Consider the following 18,237-nt stretch of genomic DNA (forward strand, 5'->3'; position numbering starts at 1 on the left):
CGTACGGCTATCCGGGCCCGCCCCCGGAGCAGTCCCCCGGGCCCGCGTACGGCTACCCGGGCCCGCAGCCGGGGCCCGGCCACGCGCAGGGCGCTTACGGCTATCCGCAGCCGCAGACCGCGGCCACCGGCTACGGCTACCCGCCGCCCGCGCCCGACGGGCAGCCCACCGGGCCGCTGCCGGAGCACGGGCCGCTGGTACTGCCGCCGCAGGGACCCCAGTTCCAGCGCCGCTGAGACGGGGCGGGCGCGGCACGGCGCGCGCCGCCCGTTCGCTTCACATGCGGGCGGGCGCGCCCGGCGCTCACACCTGGCTCTTGTAGCCGCGCCCCCACTGCAGCCCCCAGCCGTACAGCCGGTCCAGCTCGGCCTGGAAGCCGTAGACGTACTTCACCTCGCGGCGCACGGTCAGCTCGCCCTTGACGTTCTCCAGCATGAAGACCGCGCACGAACGGGCCTGCGGCGCCCGCTCGTCCAGCCCGATCTCCACCCGCGGCCCGCTGCTCGGGTAGAGCGTGATGATGGCGTGCGTGCGGTCGAAGGCGGGCGTGCCGTCGTAGATGTAGACGAAGATCAGCAGGCGCTTGAACTCGTCCTGGTGGTCGAGGTTGATGTAGAGCGTCTCGCCCGACCCCGAGCCGAACCGGTCGTCGCCGCTGAGCTGTATGTACGGCGGGCTGTTGAGCTCGCCGAGGAAGTTCCCCAGCGGCTGCACGACGCCCTTCGTGCCGTCCTTGAGCTCGTACATGCACGCCAGGTCGAGGTCGATCTTCACGACCGCCGGCCCCTGCGCCTGCACCACTTCGGGCTTGAATATCCGGCCCGGGTGCCGCCACAGGCTCTGCCGCTTGTTGGCGTACTCCGCGAAGTCCGTGGTGCGCATCTGCCAGGAGAGGTTGACCCGGAGGTTTCCGCTGGCGGCGCCCTGTTTGGTCAGCGAGACCACGGGGTCGCGTTTGGTCAGCTTGACGACGTACGACGCCCCGCCGTTGTCGAACTGCGGCGCTCCGCCGCGTCGCCAGTTCCCCAAGAACGACACTTCGCCCCACCCCATAGATCACACCGGATACAGCCGCGGGGCGGCCGGAGGCATCCTGCCTCGTGGCCGCCCCGCAGAGAAGCGTTCCTCAATCAGACCGGGATCACACTCCCGAGCTGACCTCGGGTTTCGAAGAAGATCCCGCACTCGGCCGCCCGTCGGCCCGATTCTTCCGGACCGAGGAGAAGAAGGACAGCGCGATCAGGAGCACGCCGATCAGACCCGTGATGACCTCGTTGATCTCGTACTTGATGGTGATGAGGAGGATCACCGCCAGCGCGCCGATGGCGTAGTGCGCGCCGTGCTCCAGGTAGACGTAGTCGTCCAGGGTGCCCCTGCGGACGAGGAAGACGGTGAGCGACCGGATGTACATCGCGCCGATGCCCAGACCCAGCGCCATCTCGAAGATGTCGTTGGTGATGGCGAAGGCGCCGATGACGCCGTCGAAGGAGAAGGACGCGTCGATGACCTCGAGGTAGAGGAACATGAAGAACGCGGCCTTGCCGGCCAGGCCGACGGCCGAACCGTTGCCGTTCTTCTTGGCGGGCGCCTTCTCCTCGCCCTCGTCCGCGTCTTCGTCGGCGTCCTCCAGCTTGTCCTCGAAGTAGCCGGAGATGCCGCCGACGAGGAGGTACGTGAGCAGGCCCGCGACGCCGGAGAGCAGCACCGTGGCGCTCTTGTCACCGCCGCCGTGCGCCGCGTCGGTGGCCACGGTCATGGCCGTGATCAGCAGCGTGACCAGCGCGATGATGATCGAGAGGGTTTCGAGCTTGCCGAGCTTGGCCAGCGGCTTCTCCAGCCAGGCCAGCCACTTGTGCTCCCGCTCCTCGAAGATGAAGTCGAGGAAGATCATGAGCAGGAACATGCCGCCGAAGGACGCGATGGCCGGGTGAGCGGCAGTGACGAGGTGCTCGTACTGCGCCTTGTCGTTGATGGCGAGGTTGACGGCCTCGATCGGGCCCAGCTTGGCCGTGACGGCCACGATGACGACCGGGAAGACCAGCCGCATGCCGAACACGGCGATCAGGATGCCGATGGTCAGGAAGATCTTCTGCCAGAAGGCATTCATCTTCCGCAGGATGCCCGCATTGATGACGGCGTTGTCGAACGAGAGCGAGATCTCGAGGATCGAGAGGATCCCGACGATCGCGAGCCCCCGCCACCCCCAGAGGACACCGGCCAAGGCCAAGCCGCCCACCGTGACGGCGAATGACCAGCCAAAGGTTTTCAGGAGCACTTCCTACCCAATCCCTTGATGTATGGGGTCCCCCGCGCACGGGCGGACGGCGCTTTACGAAACGTTGACCCCGAAGTCTAGAGCGATGCCGCGCAGGCCCGACGCGTACCCCTGCCCGACTGCCCTGAACTTCCACTCCCCGCCGTACCGGTAAACCTCACCGAAGATCATTGCCGTCTCGGTGGAGGCGTCCTCGCTGAGGTCGTAGCGCGCCAGCTCGGTGCCGTCGGCCTGGTTCACCACGCGGATGAAAGCGTTGCTGACCTGCCCGAAGCTCTGGCCGCGCGCATCGGCGTCATGGATCGAGACCGGGAAGACGATCTTCTCCACCTGGGCCGGAACCTTGGAGAGATCCACGAGCAGCGACTCGTCGTCACCCTCGCCCTCACCCGTCAGGTTGTCCCCGGTGTGCTCGACGGAGCCTTCCGGGCTCTTGAGGTTGTTGTAGAAGACGAAGTACTCGTCCCCGAGCACCCGGCCGCTGGTGCACAGCAGGGCGCTGGCGTCCAGGTCGAACGGCGCGCCGGTCGTGGAACGCGCGTCCCAGCCGAGGCCGACCATGATCTGTGTGAGATTGGGAGCGGCCTTCGAGAGGGAGACGTTTCCCCCCTTGGCGAGTGTGACGCTCATGTTCTTCGCTTCCTCCCCGGTGTCGGTGCTCTGCTCTCAAGCGCGCCGGCGCCGCACTCCCCGGAGGGCGTACGGCGCCGGGCAAATGTGCGTCCTCGGTCAGACGTTCACGCCGAAGTCCTGCGCGATGCCGCGCAGGCCGGAGGCGTAACCCTGACCGATGGCCCGGAACTTCCACTCCGCGCCGTTGCGGTACAGCTCGCCGAAGACCATGGCGGTCTCGGTCGAGGCGTCCTCGCTCAGGTCGTAGCGGGCCAGCTCCGTGCCGTCGGCCTGGTTCACCACGCGGATGAAGGCGTTGCGCACCTGGCCGAAGCTCTGCTGCCGGGTCTCGGCGTCGTAGATCGACACCGGGAACACGATCTTGGCGACATCGGCCGGCACACCGGCCAGATTCACCTTGATCTGCTCGTCGTCACCCTCGCCCTCACCGGTGATGTTGTCCCCGGTGTGCTCGACCGACCCGTCCGGGCTCTTCAGGTTGTTGAAGAACACGAAGTTCTGGTCGTTCGCGACCTTGCCCTGGTCGTTGGCCAGCAGCGCGCTGGCGTCGAGGTCGAAGTCGGTACCGGTGGTGGTACGCGCGTCCCAGCCCAGACCGACGATGACCGCGGTCAGATTGGGGGCTTCCTTCGTCAGCGAGACGTTGCCGCCCTTGCTGAGGCTGACTCCCACGAGTCCTCCCATAGTTCGAGGGGTACACATTCGCCCCCGTCGTGCATGGCATCAGAACAACGAATTGATCCTAGTGACCGGTTCCCGCCGATGACGCGTTGTCGACCCGGAGAGGTGTCGAATCAGCAGCTGCCGGACCGGAGGCGCCGGTTCAGAGGGCGCCGAGCGCCTTGGCGTACTCGTTCAGGTCACGCGCGTCGGGCAGGCCGTTGACGACCGTCCAGCGGACCACGCCCTCCTTGTCGATGATGAAGGTGCCGCGGACCGCGCAGCCCTTCTCCTCGTCGAAGACGCCGTACGCGCGGGAAACCTCGCCGTGCGGCCAGAAGTCCGACAGCAGCGGGTACTCCAGGCCCTCCTGCTCGGCGAAGACGCGCAGCGAGAACGGGGAGTCATTCGAAACGGCGAGCAGCTGCACGTCGTCGTTGACGAACGTGGGCAGCTCGTCGCGCAGGGCGCACAGCTCGCCGGTGCACACGCCGGTGAAGGCGAAGGGGTAGAAGAGCAGCACGACGTTCTTCTCGCCGCGGAAGTCGGAGAGCTTGACGGTCTCCCCGTGCTGGTTCTTCAGCTCGAACTCCGGAGCCTTCGCGCCGACCTCGATCGCCATGGGTTCTGTTTCCCTTCGCAGATGCTCAAACAGATACCCGCCAACCCTACGTGGCGACCCTCCCCGGAAGACGCGTCGAGCCCCCTTCCGGACGGCCTTCCCAGGGCACGGGGGCCGGGGAAGGCTGCGGAAGGGGGCTCGGGGACGTGCCGGCGGACGGCTCAGCGCTTGCCGGACTTGGCGGCCTTCGGCGTGACCAGCCGGCTGCCGCTCCAGTCCTTGCCTGCGTTGATGCTCTTCGTCTGGGACAGACCCGCAGTCTGCGCGGCCTCGTTGATGTCGCTCGGCTCGACGTAACCCTCGCGTCCGGTCTTCGGCGTCAGCAGCCACACCGGGGCACCTTCGTCGATCAGGCCGATGGCGTCGACCAGGGCGTCCGTAAGGTCGCCGTCCTCGTCCCGGAACCAGAGCAGGACGACATCGGCGACGTCGTCGTAGTCCTCGTCGACGATCTCCTGGCCGATCACGGCCTCGATTGCCTCACGGAGCTCCTGCTCGACGTCGTCGTCGTAGCCGATCTCCTGGACCACCTGTCCGGGCTCGAACCCCAGCCTGACGGCCGGGTTGGTCCGCTCCTCCGCGTGGTCCGCGGTCGCGCTCACGGATTGCCTCCTGTCATGTCTTGTGGATATGCCTTACACCTCGCGCGTGCGCGGGGCATTGGGCGTAGTCCACACGGGCGGGGCGAATCGCGCAAGTACCCGGCCCTCCAGACCGCCAAAACGGTGACGGATACGGCCGTCTCGCCGCAACTGCGACCCCTTCTACCCCGCGCCGCGGTGATTCACGCCACAGCGTCGAACCTGTCTTGTGGGGTACACGCGCGCGACCGGGCCCGGTGAGGGGCACGGACAGCCCGCATGCGGGTGTTCGATAACCGTACGGCCGGACGCCGGGGGTGCGCGACATGGGCGTAAGGTTGCGATTTGGTCTCCCCGGGGGCGCGCCCGCCGGCGGCCGTCGCCCAGGGGCGGTTACCAGCAGGTAGAGATGACGTATCCGCGTGCCTCGGTACACGATGGAAGACGGCGCGACACCAGCAGAGACAGAAATCTGACCTCGTACTCGGCACTGCATGGACCTCACATGCGCGCAAAGTACGACACGACCAGAACAGTGAAGGAACAGCGTGGCTTCCGGATCCGATCGCAACCCGATCATCATTGGCGGCCTTCCCAGCCAGGTCCCGGACTTCGATCCTGAAGAGACCCAGGAATGGCTCGACTCGCTCGACGCAGCCGTCGATGAGCGAGGCCGGGAACGTGCCCGCTACCTCATGCTCCGCCTCATCGAGCGGGCCCGCGAGAAGCGCGTGGCCGTGCCGGAGATGCGCAGCACGGACTACGTCAACACCATCGCGACCAAGGACGAGCCGTTCTTCCCCGGCAACGAGGAGATCGAGCGCAAGGTCCTGAACGCGACCCGCTGGAACGCGGCCGTCATGGTCTCCCGGGCCCAGCGCCCCGGTATCGGTGTCGGCGGTCACATCGCCACCTTCGCCTCCTCCGCCTCCCTGTACGACGTGGGCTTCAACCACTTCTTCCGGGGCAAGGACGACGGCAAGGGCGGCGACCAGATCTTCTTCCAGGGCCACGCCTCGCCCGGCGTGTACGCCCGCGCCTACCTGCTGGACCGGCTCTCCGCCGACCAGCTGGACGCCTTCCGCCAGGAGAAGTCCAAGGCCCCCAACGGCCTGTCCAGCTACCCGCACCCGCGGCTGATGCCGGACTTCTGGGAGTTCCCGACCGTCTCGATGGGCCTCGGCCCGCTCGGCGCGATCTACCAGGCCCGGATGAACCGCTACATGGAGGCGCGCGGCATCGCCGACACCTCCGACAGCCACGTGTGGGCGTTCCTCGGCGACGGCGAGATGGACGAGCCCGAGTCGCTCGGCCAGCTGTCCATCGCCGCGCGCGAGGGCCTGGACAACCTGACCTTCGTCGTCAACTGCAACCTGCAGCGCCTGGACGGCCCGGTCCGCGGCAACGGCAAGATCATGCAGGAGCTGGAGTCGCAGTTCCGCGGCGCCGGCTGGAACGTGATCAAGCTGGTCTGGGACCGCTCCTGGGACCCGCTGCTCGCGCAGGACCGGGACGGCGTGCTGGTCAACAAGCTGAACACCACGCCCGACGGCCAGTTCCAGACGTACGCCACCGAGACCGGCGCGTACATCCGCGAGCACTTCTTCGGTGACGACCACCGGCTGCGCAAGATGGTCGAGAACATGACCGACGACCAGATCCTGCACCTGGGACGCGGCGGTCACGACCACAAGAAGATCTACGCGGCGTACGCGGCGGCCAAGGCGCACAAGGGCCAGCCGACCGTGATCCTCGCGCAGACCGTCAAGGGCTGGACGCTCGGCCCGAACTTCGAGGGCCGCAACGCGACCCACCAGATGAAGAAGCTGACGGTCGACGACCTGAAGATGTTCCGCGACCGGCTGCACCTGCCGATTCCGGACAAGGACCTGGAGGACGGCCTCCCGCCGTACTACCACCCCGGCCGGGACTCCGAAGAGATCCAGTACATGCACGACCGCCGCAAGGCGAACGGCGGGTACGTCCCGACCCGTGTCGTGCGCGCGAAGCCGCTGCAGCTGCCGGGCGACAAGGCGTACGCGACCGCCAAGAAGGGCTCGGGGCAGCAGAAGATCGCCACGACCATGGCGTTCGTCCGCGTCCTGAAGGACCTGATGCGGGACAAGGAGATCGGCAAGCGCTTCGTGCCGATCGCGCCGGACGAGTACCGCACCTTCGGCATGGACGCGTTCTTCCCGACCTCGAAGATCTACAACCCGCTGGGCCAGATCTACGAGTCGGTCGACCGCGAGCTGCTGCTGGCGTACAAGGAGTCGCCGACCGGCCAGATGCTGCACGACGGCATCACCGAGGCCGGCTGCACGGCGTCGCTGATCGCGGCGGGCTCGGCCTACGCCACCCACGGCGAGCCGCTGATCCCGGTGTACGTCTTCTACTCGATGTTCGGTTTCCAGCGGACCGGCGACCAGTTCTGGCAGATGGCCGACCAGCTGGCGCGCGGTTTCGTCCTGGGTGCGACCGCGGGCCGTACGACCCTGACCGGTGAGGGTCTGCAGCACGCCGACGGCCACTCCCAGCTGCTCGCCTCGACCAACCCGGCGTGCGTCGCCTACGACCCGGCCTACGGGTTCGAGATCGCGCACATCGTCCGGGACGGTCTGCGCCGCATGTACGGCGAGAACAGCGAGGACATCTTCTACTACCTCACGGTCTACAACGAGCCGATCATCCACCCGGCCGAGCCGGAGGACGTGGACGTCGAGGGCATCCTCGCCGGTATCCACAAGGTCGCGACCGGCTCCGAGGGCTCCATCCCGGCGCAGATCATGGCGTCCGGCGTGGCCGTGCCGTGGGCGATGGAGGCCCAGAAGATCCTCGCCGAGGAGTGGAACGTCAAGGCGGACGTCTGGTCGGCGACCTCCTGGAACGAGCTGCGCCGCGATGCGGTCGAGGTGGAGGAGCACAACCTCCTGCACCCGGAGGAGGAGCAGCGCGTCCCGTACGTGACGCGGAAGCTCTCCGGCTCCGAGGGTCCGTTCGTGGCCGTCTCCGACTGGATGCGTTCGGTTCCCGACCAGATCGCGCGCTGGGTGCCGGGCACGTACCAGTCGCTGGGTGCGGACGGCTTCGGCTTCGCCGACACCCGTGGCGCGGCGCGCCGCTTCTTCCACATCGACGCGCAGTCGATCGTGCTGGGCGTGCTCACCGAGCTCGCCAAGGAAGGCAAGATCGACCGCTCGGACCTGAAGAAGGCCGTGGACCGGTACCAGCTGCTGGACGTTTCGGCAGCCGAAGCCGGCGAGGCCGGCGGCGACGCGTAGGACCGGCCGCTGAGCGCAGCGGGTGCCCCCGGACAGCACGACTGTCCGGGGGCACCCGCTTTTCACCGCTCCGCGATCCGGAAAGCGCGCACCGCGTACGGCGAGTCCGGTACATACGTCCCGCCGCCCGGATACGTGTCGAACTCGCCGGTCTCGGCGCACTCGGCGCTCTGGAAGGCCGTCACGGGCCGTCCCGTGCGGTTCGCGAAGGAGCGTGCGGGGCGGCCGTCCGGCAGCGGCACACAGCTCTCGATGTCGGTGTCGGCGAGCTCATGGGTCTCGCGCGGCCCTTCGTACCCGGCCTTCGGCCAGAGACAGAGCTGCCCGGCGGCACAGTCCCCCGAGGCCGCGTCCGCGGCGAAGGGCGTGCTGAGCAGTGCGGCCGTACCGAGCGCGGCCACGAGAAGTGTCGTACGCATAGTGGGTCCCCCCGAATCGTGATCGTGTGACGATCGTTCCGGCCCCAAGCTGACGCCCGCACCAGTACATGGGGAACGCATCCGGGCCCCATCCACCCTGACGGGGTAGATGAGGCCCGGAAGTTGTCGCGCCCCGTAAGGGGCGCGGGGCGAGTCGATATGCGGCTTCGCAGCGTGGGCGCGACCAGCCACAACGGCGCCGCACACGGGGCACCGGCCTAGATGTGTCCGACCCCCGCGCCTTCAGGCGCATTCGCACCGCGCTTGGTCAGGACCGCAACCGCCGCCGCGACAATCGCCACACCACAGGCGACCGTAAACGCGAGCCCCATCCCGGAGATGAACGTGTCGTGCGCGACCGCAGTGATCTTCTCGGCGATCGGCGCCGGGGTGCCCTTGGGGACCGGCGACATGCCGACCGCGACCGCGTCGGCGGCCTTGTCGAGCTGGGCCTGCGGGACCGGCGGGAGGTGCGCGCCGTCCCAGTTCTCGGGCAGCTTCTGGTCGACCCGGGACGACATCACCGCGCCCAGCACGGCAGTGCCAAGGCTGCCGCCGACCTGCATCGCGGCCTGCTGGAGGCCGCCCGCGACGCCGGAGAGCTCCATGGGCGCGTTGCCGACGATGACCTCGGTGGCGCCGACCATGACGGGCGCGAGGCCGAGGCCCAGGAGGGCGAACCAGAGGGACATCGCGCCGGTACCGGTGCCGGTGTCCAGGGTGGACATGCCGTACATCGCGACGGCGGTGAGCACCATGCCGCCGACCAGCGGCACACGGGGCCCGAACTTGGTGATCATGGCGCCGGCGAGCGGCGAGCCGACGATCATCATGCCGGTGAGCGGGAGCAGGTGCAGACCGCTGTCCACCGGGCTCATCCCGTGCACGTTCTGCAGGTAGAAGGTGACGAAGAACAGGCCGCCCATGAAGGCGAAGGCCATCAGCACCATCAGGACCGTGCCCGCGGTGAGCGGTACGGAGCGGAACATGCGCAGCGGGATGAGCGGCTCACGGACCTTGGTCTCCAGCACGGCGAAGAGCGCGAAGAGCACGATCGAGCCGATCAGGAAGCCCCACGTCTTGGCGTCCCCCCAGCCCCACTCGCCGGCCTTGATCAGCGCCCAGATCAGGCAGAACATCGCGCCGGACAGCAGCACGATGCCGGGGATGTCGAACGAGCGCGGGGCGTTCTTCGCGCGGTGGTCCTTGAGGATCACCAGGCCGAGGAGGAGGGCCACGACGCCGACGGGCACGTTGATGAAGAAGACGGACTGCCAGTTGACGTGCTCGACGAGCAGGCCGCCGACGATCGGACCGCCGGCGGTGGACGCGCCGATGACCATGCCCCAGATGCCGATGGCCATGTTGAGCTTCTCGGCCGGGAAGGTCGCGCGCAGCAGGCCGAGCGCGGCCGGCATCAGCAGCGCGCCGAAGAGGCCCTGCAGTACGCGGAAGACGATGACCAGCGACACCTCGCTGGAGAGGCCGATGGCCCCGGAGGCGAGGGCGAAGCCGACCACGCCGATGAGGAAGGTCTGCCGGTGGCCGAAGCGGTCACCGAGCTTGCCGGCCGTGATCAGCGCGACGGCGAGCGCGAGGAGGTAACCGTTGGTGATCCATTGGACGTCGGCGAGCGTGGCGCCGAGGTCCTGCTGGATGGCCGGGTTGGCGATGGCGACGATGGTGCCGTCGAGCGCCACCATCATCACGCCGATCGCGACGGAGAAGAGAGTCAGCCAGGGATGGCCACGCAGGCCCCTGCGCGGTTCCGGGGTCGGTATGTCCGGTATCGCCTCGGCTACCGGGGTCTGTGAGCTCATGCCCCCGACAATAATGTCAGCCACTGACAGTTGACAAAGCGTTTCGTTCGTCAGTAACTGTCAGTTAGCTCACAGGTATCGTGAGCAGCAGTGATCCACCAAGGAGGGCGGCGCATGAGGGCCGAGATGACGCCGCGTGAGGGGCTGCGGTGCGGACTGCGCGAGCGGAAGAAGCGGCGTACGCACGACGCACTGATCCGCGCGGCGCTGGAGCTGTGCACGCAGCAGGGGTACGACCGCACCACGATCGACGAGATCGCCGAGGCGGTCGACGTCTCTCAGCGGACGTTCTTCCGGTACTTCACCACCAAGGAAGACGTGGTCTTCGCCGTCCAGGAGATAGTGGAGGCGCGCTTCGTGGACGCCCTGGAGGCCCGCCCGGCCGCCGAGGCCCCGCTGGAGGCGCTGCGCAACGCCGTCCTGCTGGCCTGGGACGACCTCGGCCAGGTGATCGAGTCGATCATCCCGGTCGAACTGCACATGCGGACGTACCAAATGATCGAGTCGACGCCCGCGCTGGTCGCCGCGCACCTGCGGCGCAGCTCCGAGCTGGAGGAGCTGATCGCCACGGCCATCGCCCGGCGCGAGGGTCTGGACGTGGAGACCGATCCGCGGCCGCGGATCGTGGTGGCGGCGTTCAGCGGCGTGATGCGGCTGGCCGGGCGGTTGTGGGGCGAGGCCGGGGAGTGCAGCGTGGAGTCCATCCGCGCGACCACCGAACAGCATCTGGACGGCATCGTTCCGGCAATCGCCGGTGAGTGGCGGAAAAGCGCCCCTTAGCACGGCCGACTGAGCATGTCACTGCACGCGTGAGCAGGACAAATGGGCGCGAAGTGTCCGTTGTGACCCTAATGACCCACACTGAAACGTGAGTTGCCTCACCCAATCCACGGCCGTCGCATAGCGTCTCCTAGGCTGTCCCGCGGTGACTTCCTTCTCCGAGCTCGGCGCTCCTCCCGGTTTTCTGCAGTCCTCCGCCTGGCGTGCGGCACTCGCCCTGGTGGTGGTGTTCGTGATGCTCGCGGTGACCGGCTGGACGGGCATCAGAGGTACCAAGGGGGACACCGATCCGCTGGGCAGCTCCCGGGCCGCCTGGGCGCGTGGCACCTTCCACGGCCACCGGCTGCCCGACCCGGCCGCGGGACCGCACCGCATCGCCAAGTTCTTCGCCGGGCTGCGCAAGGCCGACCGGCTGCGGCTGGCCGACCGCTATCCGCTCGCCGTCGGCAACATGGCCGGCGCCCCCGCCACGCTGCGCTACCAGGCCAACCGCGAGGCCATGGACCAGGCGCGCGACGTGGCCGCGCGGCGCTCGCACGACGCGCGGCTGACACCGGAGGGGCGCCAGGAGGCCGGCCGGCTGATGCACCGCCTGGACTCGATGATGCGGCCCGGGCGGCAGATCCTGTCCTTCGATCCGGCCGCCGGCGGCCGCGCCGCCGAGGTCTTCGGTGATCTCACGCACGCCCGCCGGGTGTCGGTCGTGGTGCCCGGCGTGGACACCAATCTGGTGAACTTCGAGCGGACCCGGCAGGCCGTCCGGGCCCCGGTGGGCATGGCGTCCTCGCTGTACGACGCGGAGCGCGCGGTGCGCCCCGACGCCCGTACCGCCGTGATCGCCTGGGCCGACTACACCGCGCCCGCCGGCGTCGGCGTGGACGCGGCGGCCGGGCAGCTGGCGCGGGCGGGCGCACAGCGCCTGGAGACGATGATCGGCGCACTGCCGAAGAGCGCCGACGTCTCGCTGTTCTGCCACAGCTACGGCTCCGTGGTGTGCGGGGTGGCGGCCCGCGAGCTGCCCTCTCGGGTCGGCGACATCGTGGTGGCGGGCAGCCCCGGCATGCGCGCCCAGAACACCGCCGCGCTGCACACCACCGCCCGGGTGTGGGCGATGCGGGACTCGGAGGACTGGATCCAGGACGTGCCGAACCTGGAGCTGGGCGGGCTGGGGCACGGCGCCGACCCTGTGGATCCAGCGTTCGGCTCCCGGGTGCTGTCCGCGGCGGGCGCGAACGGGCACGCGGGGTATTTCACCCGGGGGACGCAGAGCCTGACCAACTTCGCGCTCGTCGGGGTCGGCGCGGTCGCGGGCGTCAGCTGCGCGAGCGACGACGGGAACTGCGCGGCCGACCTGGCGTGAGGGCCGGCCCGGCCCGCTACGGGACCGGCGGCCGGCCGGAGCCGGACAACGGGCCGGACATCGGGGCCGGGGAACGGCGTGACGCGCGTAGCACAGTGCTGTACGGAAGGGGGACGGGCGGGCCGCCCGCCGCTTACGATGAACCGCATGGGTGATGTGCTGGCCGGTTTTCATGCCGTCTGGGAGTTCGACACGGACTCCGTGCTCATCCGCTTCGAACGGGGGATCCGCAAGCCCAGGCTGTTCCAGGCGCTCGGCGAGCGCCGCATCCCCTACGAAGCGCTGAGCTCGGTACGGCTCTCGCGGGGCAGGCGCGGGACGGTGGTCCTGCATGCCCGGCCCCGGCCGGGCGCGGACCCGCTGATGGATGCCGCCGACGGACAGCTCAAGGACGACGCCGACCCGTACCGCCTGGTGCTCCCCGCCGACCGCGCCGACCAGGCGGAGTACTACCACGACCAGCTGACCGGCCTCCTCGCCCCGGACGCGGCGGGCCCCGCGGAGCGGCACCTCGTGGCGGCCCCGGAGCCGCCGCTGACCTTCAAGGCGTACGACGGCAAGGCGTCCTTCGACGGCAGCTCGGTGGCGTTCCGCTGGTTCTGGACCGGCGCCTCGTCCGCGAAGTGGAAGTCCGGCGACCAGAGCTTTCCGGTCGACGGGCTGTCCGGCGTGGTGTGGCGCTCCCCGGAGAACGGCAGCTCGGCGCCCACACCGCCCGGCACCTGGCACAACGGCTATCTGCGGCTGCTGGCGCACGGCGCCGAGGAGGAGACCGGGGACGGCGCCGAACAGGACCCGGCCTCGGTGATCTTCGGCCTCGGCTACGGTCCGGTCCACGAGTCGCTGCCGTTCGCCGCGGCCGTCCTGCAGGCCGTACGGACCGCGGGTCCGGCCCCCGCGCCCGCGCCGCAGTGCCGTCCCCTGGAGCCGCACCGCGGCCCCGCCGACATCGCCGACCGCATACGGCAGCTCGGCGAACTGCACGACGCGGGACTGCTGACGGACGCCGAGTTCAGCGCGAAGAAGGCCGAGCTGCTGGCGGAGCTGTAGGAGTTCCTACGCTGATGGGGCGAGGCCCCGTACGGCGGCCTGATGAGGCTTTGTGCAGCGAAGTGGCGGGCCCTCATGCCGCCGCACCTCATACCGCCGCCCCTGATACCCAGGTATGACCTCGTACTGACGACCGCAGTATGACGCCCCGCCGGGACCCGGCCCCCTACGCTGATCCGGCGATGTTCACCTCCTCCCCTTTCCCCGAGCCCCTTTTCGGCGCGGGCCGGCCGCGCTGGCTGCGGTGGGTGCCGTACGTCGTCGCCTTCGGGTTCACCGCCTCGCTGCTGCCGAGCACCATCGTCGTGCTGGGCGGCGACTACGGCATGAACAGCGGTCTGGCCGGTGCGCTCGGCGTCGCCCAGACCCTCCCGCTGCTGCTGGCGGTCGGCCGCCCGCTGCAGGCATGGTGGGTGATCTTCACGGCCGACCTGGCCGCCGCGCTGGCCCTGGCGGGCATCCCGGCCGCCCCCGGCACCATCTGGCCCTGGCCGCCGCCCACCATCGTGGGGTACCTCGCCCTGGCGCTCGCCCTCGGGCTGCGCGAGCGGCGCCGCGTACTGCTCGGCGTGTGGCTCGCCACCGGCGCGGCCGGCATCCTCTTCGGCCTCCTCCGACCCGCCCGCTCCGACGCCACCTGGCTGCTGCTCTTCGTACTCACCGGCGTGGTGCTGCTGCTGGCGGGCGCACTGCGGGAACGCGGGGACGCCCGGCGGCAGTTGGCGGAGCAGGAGACGATCAGCGAGGCGGAGCGTGCCCGGCGCACACTGCTGGAGGAGCGCACCCGCATCGCCCGCGAGCTGCACGACGTCGTCGCGCACCACATGTCGGTGATCACGGTGCAGGCGGACAGCGCGCCGTACCGCCTCCAGGGGCTCCCGCCGGAAGCCGCCGAGGAGTTCGGGACGATCGCCGCGACGGCGCGCGAGTCACTGGGCGAGATGCGCCGGCTGCTGGGCGTGCTGCGCAGCGAGGAGAGCGAGCAGCAGCACGGCGGTCCCGAGAAGGCGCCGCAGCCGGGCCTGGACCAGCTGGAGCGGCTGGTGGAGGGGACCATACGCGCCGGTGTGCCGGTGGAATTGACGCTCTCCCGGGCGCTCGGCGAACTCCCGCCCGCCGTCGGCCTGTCGGGGTACCGGATCGTGCAGGAGGCGCTGTCGAACGTCGTACGGCACGCACCCGGCGCGCGCACCCGCGTATCGGTCACGCCGGACCGCACCGGCCTGACGGTCCTGGTCGTCAACGGCCCGCCGCCGCACGCCGCCGAGCCGCTGGAGACGACCGGAACGGGCCATGGTCTGGTCGGAATGCGCGAGCGCGTACGCCTGCTGGACGGCACCCTGGACACCGGTCCCCTGCCGGACGGGGGTTACCGTGTCGCCGCCCGGCTCCCGCTCACGGAGCCCCCGACGGGGAAGGACCCGACGCGCGCATGACCACCCGCGTGATCATCGTTGACGACCAGGCCATGGTGCGGGCGGGCTTCGCCGCGCTGCTCGCCGCGCAGAGCGACATCGACGTCGTCGGCGACGCGGCGGACGGGGCGCAGGGCGTCGAACTGAGCCGCCGCACCCACCCCGACGTGGTGCTGATGGACGTCCGGATGCCGGAGATGGACGGCCTGGAGGCCGCCAGACAGCTGCTGTCCCCGCCCCCGGGCGTCGTGCACCGCCCGAAGGTCCTGATGCTCACCACCTTCGACGTCGACGACTACGTCTACGAAGCGCTGCGCGCCGGCGCGTCCGGCTTCCTGCTGAAGGACGCGCCGCCGGCCGACCTGATCTCCGCGGTGCGGGTCGTGGCGGCCGGCGAGGCGCTGCTCGCCCCTTCGGTGACCCGCCGCCTGATCGCCGACTTCGCGCGGCAGCGCCCCGCACCCCGCAAGGACCGCGCCGCACTGCGGCTGAACGGCCTCACCGCGCGCGAGACCGAGGTGCTGGAGCTGATCGCGCGCGGCCTGTCCAACCAGGAGATCGCGGCCGAACTGGTGCTGGCCGAGCAGACGGTGAAGACCCACATCGGGCGGGTGCTGGCCAAGCTCGACCTGCGCGACCGCGCCCAGGCCGTGATCTTCGCGTACGAGTCGGGGCTGGTGACACCGGGCGACCGGTGAGCCCCCTCCTCCGTACGGACGAGGACCCGATACCCCGGTATCACCGGGCAGTTGCCCCCGTGGTGTGACGCCGCACCGCCCACCCCGTCCCTAGGTTTCCCTCCGCCACACCGCCTGGAGAGGGAGACCTACGATGCCGCCGCGCACCCTGCCGCTCGCCGCCGCGTCACATACCGGTACACGGCCCGGTAAGCAGCCCGGTACGCGAACGCGTACTCGCCGGCGGCGCCGCGGCATCGCCGCCCTCCTCGTGGCCGTCGCGATCGTCGCCGCCACCGGCGGCTGGGCCGCCGGAACCGAGCAGACCGCGGTCACCGGCCCCGCGCCGGGCGTCGCCGCCTGGCGCGCCGACCACACGCTCGGCCGGCCGCTGCCCGACCCGGCGACCGCCTCGCCCGCCGCCGTCGCCCGCTTCTTCGCCGGCCTGACCGAGGCGGAGCGGCAACGGCTCGCCGACCGGCACCCCATGACCGTGGGCACCTTGGACGGCGCGCCCGTACGGCTGCGCTATCAGGCGAATGCCCGCGCCCTGCGGGCCGAGCGCGCCCGTCTGTACGCCCGCGCGGACGACCCCGACCGCGCCGCCGAAGAGCGCGGCCGGGCCCGCGCACTGGCCGCCCGCTGCTCCGAACTCCTCGCCCCCGGGCGGCAGATCCTCTTCTTCGACCCGCGCGGCCGGGGCCAGGTCGCCGAGGTGTACGGAGACCTCGGCGCGGCCCGGCGCACGGCGGTGGTCGTGCCCGGCTCGGACATCGACCTCGGCTCGTTCGACCGCGAGCGGGACCGGTACGGCACGCCGACCGCCATGGCGGCCTCGCTGCGCGCCCGGATGTCCGCCGAGGATCCGGCGACGCCCACCGCGGTGATCGCCTGGGCCGGTTACACCACGCCGGTCGGCCTCGGCCCGGACGCCGCGACGGGGCGGCTCGCGGAGGCCGGCGCGCCGCGGCTGGCCCGGCTGCTGACGGGGCTCGCCGCGACCGGCGCCCCGGCGCCCGCCCTGCTCTGCCACAGCTACGGCTCGGTCGTCTGCGGCCTGGCGGCGCCCCGCGCCGGACGGAGCGCGGTCGGTGACGTGATCCTCTTCGGCTCACCGGGGGCGCGTACGGAGCGCGCCGCCGATCTGCACGCCGGCGGGCGGGTGTGGGCGGCCCGGGACGCCTCGGACTGGATCGCCCACATACCGAACGTCGAGGTGCTGGGCCTGGGCCACGGCACCGACCCGACCGACCCCGCGTTCGGCGCGCGCCGCGTCGCCGCCGACCGCGCCGAGGGCCACACCGGCTACCTCGTGCCCGGCACCGACTCCCTGGACGGCTTCGCCGACATCGTGCTCGGCCACCCCTCCCGCGTGCGCTGAGCGCGCCTTCAGCCAAGGACACCGCCATGACTCTCGCGCTACCGAAAGCCGGACAGCAATACGGCCCGCTCCGCAGGGCCATGACCGCCATCGAGGACCGCACCCCGGCACACCGCGACCGCGGGATCGACGGACTGCGGGCGCTCGCGCTGCTCGCCGTGCCGACCGGGCACTGGCTGGCCGGCGGCTTCACACGGGACGCCGACGGCGCGCTGCACAACGCCAGCGCGCTGTCCGCACTCGGCTTCCTCGCGCCGGTGAGCTGGGTGCTCCAACTGCTGGGGATCTTCTTCCTGGTCGGCGGGTACTCCTCGGTGCTGTCCTACCGGCGCGCGAGTGAGCGCGGGGAGTCCACCACGCGCTGGCTGGGCGGCCGGCTGGCCCGCCTGGGCCGCCCGGCGCTCGCCGTAACGGCCGTATGGGCGCTGCTGACAGGGGTGCTGGCCGCCGCCGGGGTGCCCGAGGCGACGCTGCGGACGGGGGCGGTGCTGGTCGTGCAGCCGTTGTGGTTCGTGGGCGTGTACGCCGGGATCACGGCGCTCACTCCGTACTGTGTGCGCGCCGCGCACCGGCTCGGACCATGGGCGGCCGCACCGCTGTTCGCGGCCGTCGCGGTGGTCGACTTCCTGCGGTACGGCCCGTACGCCGCCGCCGTCCCGTCCTGGCTCGCGCTGCTCAACCTGCTCCCCGGCTGGCTGTTCGCGTACCAGCTCGGGGTCTGCTGGGGCGAGGGAGCTGCCCCCACGCGGTCCGGGCAGCGGGCGAGGCTCGGCCGGCGCGCCGCGTGGACGCTGCTGACCGGCGGTGCGGCCGTGTTCGCCGTCCTCCTCCTGGTCTTCCACTACCCCGCGAGCATGGTCGGCGTCCCGGGTACCGCCCGGACGAACTCGCACCCGCCGTCGCTGCTGGTCCCGGCGCTGGCGGCGGCGCAGTGCGGGGCCGCCGTCCTGCTGCGGGACCGGATCGCCGCGCTGCTGCGCCGGCCTGCGCTGTGGGCGCCGGTCGTGGTCGTCAACCTCTGCGCGATGACCGTGTTCTGCTGGCACCAGACCGCGATGCTGGCAGTGGCGGTGCCCTCGTCGTACTTCGGCCCGGTCCCCGGCCTGACCACGCCGCCCGACTCAGCGGCCTGGCTGCTCACCCGCCTGGCCTGGCTCCCCCTCTTCGCCCTGACGCTGGCCGCCCTCACCCTGCTCACCCGCCGCTTCGAAGCCCCCTGGCACATGAGCCGCCCCCTCCGCGCCACCGCCGCGGCCCTCTCCACAGGCTTCGCCCTCTTCGCC

The 18,237-nt window shown here is 70.6% G+C and carries 16 protein-coding genes and 1 pseudogene; 9 read left to right on the forward strand and 8 right to left on the reverse strand.

Translation table 11 applies throughout. From position 1 onward, the window contains the following. Positions 1-236, forward strand: a pseudogene (locus CCS38_RS06925) (TerD family protein); the annotation flags it as partial. 67 nt (positions 237-303) lie between these two features. Here the strand turns inward: CCS38_RS06925 and CCS38_RS06930 are convergent. From CCS38_RS06930 to CCS38_RS06955, 6 genes are all read right to left on the reverse strand, one after another. Next, a complete protein-coding gene (locus CCS38_RS06930) occupies positions 304-1,038 on the reverse strand; it encodes a TerD family protein (RefSeq protein ID WP_223732310.1) in 735 nt (244 codons plus the stop codon). Between the two features lie 103 nt (positions 1,039-1,141). Further along, complete coding sequence (locus tag CCS38_RS06935) at positions 1,142-2,275, reverse strand: DUF475 domain-containing protein (protein WP_223732311.1); 1,134 nt, start codon at positions 2,273-2,275, stop codon at positions 1,142-1,144. Positions 2,276-2,329: 54 nt separating this feature from the next. Continuing rightward, positions 2,330-2,905 (reverse strand): TerD family protein, encoded by a 576-nt coding sequence (locus CCS38_RS06940; RefSeq protein ID WP_223732312.1) that lies wholly within the window; start codon positions 2,903-2,905, stop codon positions 2,330-2,332. A gap of 99 nt (positions 2,906-3,004) precedes the next feature. Further along, positions 3,005-3,580 carry a TerD family protein gene (locus tag CCS38_RS06945; protein WP_223732324.1) on the reverse strand — a complete coding sequence of 192 codons (576 nt, stop codon included), beginning with the start codon at positions 3,578-3,580 and terminating at the stop codon, positions 3,005-3,007. 151 nt (positions 3,581-3,731) lie between these two features. After that, on the reverse strand, positions 3,732-4,190 hold the full coding sequence (locus CCS38_RS06950; RefSeq protein ID WP_030249107.1) for a peroxiredoxin: 459 nt from the start codon (positions 4,188-4,190) through the stop codon (positions 3,732-3,734). A 161-nt stretch (positions 4,191-4,351) separates the two neighbouring features. Then, positions 4,352-4,792: a DUF3052 domain-containing protein gene (locus CCS38_RS06955; protein WP_223732313.1), complete on the reverse strand. Its 441-nt coding sequence runs from the start codon at positions 4,790-4,792 to the stop codon at positions 4,352-4,354. A 527-nt stretch (positions 4,793-5,319) separates the two neighbouring features. Here CCS38_RS06955 and aceE point away from each other — a divergent pair. Then, complete coding sequence (gene aceE, locus CCS38_RS06960; RefSeq protein ID WP_223732314.1) at positions 5,320-8,052, forward strand: pyruvate dehydrogenase (acetyl-transferring), homodimeric type; 2,733 nt, start codon at positions 5,320-5,322, stop codon at positions 8,050-8,052. A gap of 62 nt (positions 8,053-8,114) precedes the next feature. Here aceE and CCS38_RS06965 read toward each other — a convergent pair whose 3' ends face one another. Further along, positions 8,115-8,471 carry a peptidase inhibitor family I36 protein gene (locus tag CCS38_RS06965; protein WP_223732315.1) on the reverse strand — a complete coding sequence of 119 codons (357 nt, stop codon included), beginning with the start codon at positions 8,469-8,471 and terminating at the stop codon, positions 8,115-8,117. 218 nt (positions 8,472-8,689) lie between these two features. Further along, a complete protein-coding gene (locus CCS38_RS06970; protein ID WP_223732316.1) occupies positions 8,690-10,291 on the reverse strand; it encodes an MFS transporter in 1,602 nt (533 codons plus the stop codon). 114 nt (positions 10,292-10,405) lie between these two features. Here CCS38_RS06970 and CCS38_RS06975 point away from each other — a divergent pair, with 114 nt between their 5' ends. From CCS38_RS06975 to CCS38_RS07005, 7 genes are all read left to right on the forward strand, one after another. Continuing rightward, positions 10,406-11,071, forward strand: coding sequence for a TetR family transcriptional regulator (locus CCS38_RS06975; protein ID WP_223732317.1), 666 nt, complete (start codon positions 10,406-10,408; stop codon positions 11,069-11,071). A gap of 145 nt (positions 11,072-11,216) precedes the next feature. Beyond that, on the forward strand, positions 11,217-12,431 hold the full coding sequence (locus CCS38_RS06980; protein WP_223732318.1) for an alpha/beta hydrolase: 1,215 nt from the start codon (positions 11,217-11,219) through the stop codon (positions 12,429-12,431). Positions 12,432-12,578: 147 nt separating this feature from the next. Then, positions 12,579-13,481, forward strand: a complete 903-nt coding sequence (locus tag CCS38_RS06985) for a DUF4429 domain-containing protein (protein ID WP_223732319.1) — start codon at positions 12,579-12,581, stop codon at positions 13,479-13,481. A 140-nt stretch (positions 13,482-13,621) separates the two neighbouring features. After that, a complete protein-coding gene (locus CCS38_RS06990; protein ID WP_372457015.1) occupies positions 13,622-14,917 on the forward strand; it encodes a sensor histidine kinase in 1,296 nt (431 codons plus the stop codon). Next, on the forward strand, positions 14,914-15,594 hold the full coding sequence (locus tag CCS38_RS06995) for a response regulator (protein ID WP_223732321.1): 681 nt from the start codon (positions 14,914-14,916) through the stop codon (positions 15,592-15,594). The genes CCS38_RS06990 and CCS38_RS06995 overlap by 4 nt, the downstream gene beginning before the upstream one ends. Positions 15,595-15,727: 133 nt before the next feature. Further along, positions 15,728-16,954, forward strand: coding sequence for an alpha/beta hydrolase (locus tag CCS38_RS07000; protein WP_223732322.1), 1,227 nt, complete (start codon positions 15,728-15,730; stop codon positions 16,952-16,954). A gap of 26 nt (positions 16,955-16,980) precedes the next feature. Continuing rightward, the coding region (locus tag CCS38_RS07005; RefSeq protein ID WP_223732323.1) for an acyltransferase family protein at positions 16,981-18,237 on the forward strand (1,257 nt) is incomplete at its 3' end.

It is taken from the genome of Streptomyces purpurogeneiscleroticus, assembly GCF_020024005.1.
Taxonomy (GTDB): domain Bacteria; phylum Actinomycetota; class Actinomycetes; order Streptomycetales; family Streptomycetaceae; genus Streptomyces; species Streptomyces purpurogeneiscleroticus.